Source organism: Streptomyces sp. DvalAA-14 (assembly GCF_900091855.1).
In the GTDB taxonomy this organism is placed as follows: domain Bacteria; phylum Actinomycetota; class Actinomycetes; order Streptomycetales; family Streptomycetaceae; genus Actinacidiphila.
This window is the reverse complement of sequence record NZ_FMCH01000010.1, coordinates 1-2,642: the sequence shown is the minus strand read 5'-3', so window position 1 is coordinate 2,642 and position 2,642 is coordinate 1. Positions and strand designations below refer to the sequence as shown.

Below are 2,642 nucleotides of genomic sequence, written 5' to 3'. Positions count from 1 at the left end.
GGCCGCCGCCCGGCCGCCCCGCCCGAGTCCGTGCGCGCGGCTTCTTCCCGTCCACCGGTGGAGCCGCGGGGCCAAGTCCAGTGAGGAGACGATGACGTGACGGAGAGCCGGGAGGACGCGGCGGAGGTCAGGGCCTCCGCGGTGACCGCGGGGGACGTCGCGGACGCCGCGCGGCTGGTGGGCTTCGGGCTGCAGCCCAAGCTGGTGCCGGCGCGGGACGCGGAGTACGCGGAGCTGATCCGCCGGTACCGGGAGGAGCCCGCCTTCGCCCGGCTGGCCGACGCGGTCGCCGCCGGCCTTGAGCTGATCGTGCTGGAGGTGTCGCCGCGAGCGGGGATGGCGGTCGCGGCCGGCGAGGACTCGGTGTTCGCCGTGCGGATGGGCGACTACGCGCGCCGGGCCGCCTCCGACGCCGGGGACCGGTTCCTGCACGGGCTGGCGCACCTCGCCGCGGCGGCGCTCGCCTTCCCGCGCCCCGAGGACCTGGCCGACGACGGATACATCGGCCGTATCACCGTGCACGGCGTGGACGCCTTCGTCCGCCAGGCCTGCCGCCGGCTGGAGGAGCACGCCGACGAGTCCGGCCGGAACACCGACCCGGCCACCGACGCGCCCGGCCTGGAGGCGGCCTGGCGGGTCTGGGCCCGGCGCAGCTCCACCGGGGCCACCAAGGACGCCCGCCGGCTGGCCAGTTCCACCACCGGCATCATCGGCAAGGCGGTGGCCTTCCTGGTGGACTCCGGTTTCCTGCAGCGCACCGGCGACGAGTCCGGCGGCACCTACCGGACCACCGCCCGCTACCAGTTGCAGGTCCGTGACATGGCGGGCAGTGCCGCGATGGCCGAGCTCCTCGACCTGGGCCTGGTCCCCGTCGGCGACGGCACCGCCAGCCTCGTCCCGGCCGCCCCCGACGACGAGCCGGACCTGGCCGTCGACGCCGGGCTGCCCTTCCACACGCACCCCTGAGCGCGCCTGCCCGAACCGAACAGCTCGCCCGAACGGACCCACCGTCCGGACCGACCGAACCGACCGAACCGAACCGAACCGACGACCCTACGAGAGTCCGCCGCATGTACGAGCTTTCCCGCATCCGCCTCTACTCCATCGGGCCGGCCGGCGCGCGCTACGCCGACACCGTGCTCGATCTGCGGGGCGTCGGCGAACCCGTGCCGCGACCCGCCCCCACCCAGGGCGACTTCTTCGCCGACGAGCCGTCGGGCCCGCCGCGCCGTCCGGCCCCGGCGGGCGTGCTGTTCCTGGAGAACGGCGGCGGCAAGTCCGTCCTGCTCAAGCTGATCTTCTCGGTGATGCTGCCGGGCCACCGCAACACGCTGGGCGGCGCCAGTTCCGGCGTGCTGCGCAAATTCCTGCTGGCCGAGGACTGCGGCCATGTCGCCCTGGAGTGGCAGCACACCCTCACCGGGGAACTCGTCGTCGCCGGCAAGGTCAGCGAATGGCGGGGCCGCCAGATCTCCTCCGACCCGCGGAAGTTCGCCGAGGCCTGGTACTCCTTCCGGCCCGGCCCCGGGCTCAGCCTGGACTCGCTGCCGGTCGCCGAGGCCAGCGCGATGCGGCCGCGCGCCGAGGGCGCCTCCGGGGCCCGCGGCCGGCGCCGCACGATGAAGGGCTTCCGGGACGCGATGACCGAGGCCGGGAAGGCGTACCCGCACCTGGAGGTGGTGTGGGAGGAGATCCACGACCGCTGGAACGAGCACCTGGGGGACCTCGGCCTCGACCCCGAGCTCTTCCGCTACCAGCGGGAGATGAACGCCGACGAGGGCGAGGCCGCCGGCCTGTTCGCGGTCAAGAAGGACTCCGACTTCACCGACCTGCTGCTGCGCGCCGTCACCGACACCCGCGACACCGACGGCCTGGCCGACCTGGTGCACGGCTTCGCCGGAAAGCTGGGCCGCCGCGCCGAGCTGACCGCGGAACGGGATTTCACGGCCGGCTCGCTCGACCTGCTGGAGCGCATCGTGGCCGCCGCCGCGACCCGCGGCCAGGCGCGCGGCGTGCACGCGCAGTCCGAGCGCCGTACCCGCGTGCTGGCCCGGCGGCTGACGGCCCGCGCCCAGCAGGAGCGGGGCCGGGCCGCCGAGCTGGCCCAGCACATGGCCAGGGCCGCCCACCGGGTGACCGACGCCGAGCAGGCCCGTGGGAGCAGCGCCCTGACCGCGGCGGAACTCGCCTACCGCCACGCCTCCCTGGCGCTGGCCGCCGCCGACAAGGACGCCAACGCGCTGCGCCGCGAGATCGGCGACGCCCGCACCCTGCACGCCGCCTGGCAGACGGCCGAGACCGTGCTCCGGCACCGCGCGGCCGGCGACCGGCTGGAGCGGGTCACCGCGGCCATCCGCGAGGCCGAACGGGACGCCGCGCCGGCCCTCGCGGCCCGCACCACGGCGGCCGGCCATCTCGTACGGGCCCTGCACGCGGCAGCTTCCGGGGCGGAGCGGCAGGCCGACGCCGAGGAGGAGCGCTCGGCCGAACTGCAGCGGCTGGCCGAGACCGCGCACCACGACGCGACGCTTGCCGCCACCGAGGCCCAGCGGGCCCGCAGCGAGAGCGAGCACCTGGGACAGCGGCTGAGCGAGGTCGAGCAGGAGACCGCCGAGGCGGTGCGGGCCGGCTGGCTGGACGAC

Annotated in this window: 1 protein-coding gene and 1 pseudogene; both read left to right on the top strand. The window is 75.8% G+C overall.

The window, feature by feature from the left end:
• Positions 1-96 precede the first annotated feature (96 nt).
• Entirely contained in the window at positions 97-966 is an 870-nt protein-coding gene (locus GA0115240_RS00475) for a hypothetical protein (RefSeq protein ID WP_093734642.1), read from the top strand.
• 104 nt (positions 967-1,070) lie between these two features.
• A pseudogene (locus tag GA0115240_RS00470) lies at positions 1,071-2,642 on the top strand (hypothetical protein); the annotation flags it as partial.